Origin of the sequence: Thalassotalea sp. G20_0, from assembly GCF_017744175.1 — a bacterium.
Classification (GTDB): Bacteria; Pseudomonadota; Gammaproteobacteria; order Pseudomonadales; family Endozoicomonadaceae; genus Endozoicomonas.
Genome location: NZ_JAGHQV010000417.1, coordinates 1 through 642, shown reverse-complemented (window position 1 = coordinate 642; position 642 = coordinate 1). Strand labels below are relative to the sequence as shown.

The following is a 642-nucleotide window of genomic DNA, read 5'->3' as shown; positions in this document are numbered from 1 at the left end:
GTTGGAGAAGACACCGAAGCTCAAAGAGGCCGTGACCTCGCTGTTGCCTCATGTGAAAACCAAGGCCGAATCAAAAGAAAAGAAAGACGACTTCAAGCCACAGGGCATCGCCAACCTGCTGTGGGCGTTAGCGAAACTGGTGGACAACGGGCTGGAGTTGGAGAAGACACCGAAGCTGAAAGAAGCCGTGGCCGCGCTGTTGCCCCATGTGAAAACCAAGGCCGAATCAAAAGAAGGGAAAGACGACTTCAAGCCACAGGGCATCGCCAACCTGCTGTGGGCGGTAGCGAAACTGGTGGACAACGGGCTGGAGTTGGAGAAGACACCGAAGCTGAAAGAGGCCGTGGCCGCGGTGTTGCCCCATGTGAAAACCAAAGCCGAATCAAAAGAAGAGAAAGGCCACTTGAACGCTCAAGCTACCGCCAACCTGCTGTGGGCCGTGGCGAAACTGGTGGATAACGGGTTGGAGCTGGAGAAGACACCGCAGCTCAAAGGGGCCGTGGTCGCGCTGTTGTCCTATGTGCAAAACAAAGCCGAATCAAAAGAAGAGAAAGACCACTTCAAGCCACAGGAAGTCGCCAACCTGCTGTGGGCCGTGGCGAAACTTGTGGATAAGGGGTTGGAGCTGGAGAAGACACCGAA

Annotated in this window: 1 protein-coding gene; it reads left to right on the top strand. The window is 55.3% G+C overall.

From position 1 onward, the window contains the following. Positions 1-642 (top strand): DUF1601 domain-containing protein (locus tag J7438_RS26815; RefSeq protein ID WP_209279067.1); only part of this gene is annotated, 642 nt, incomplete at both ends.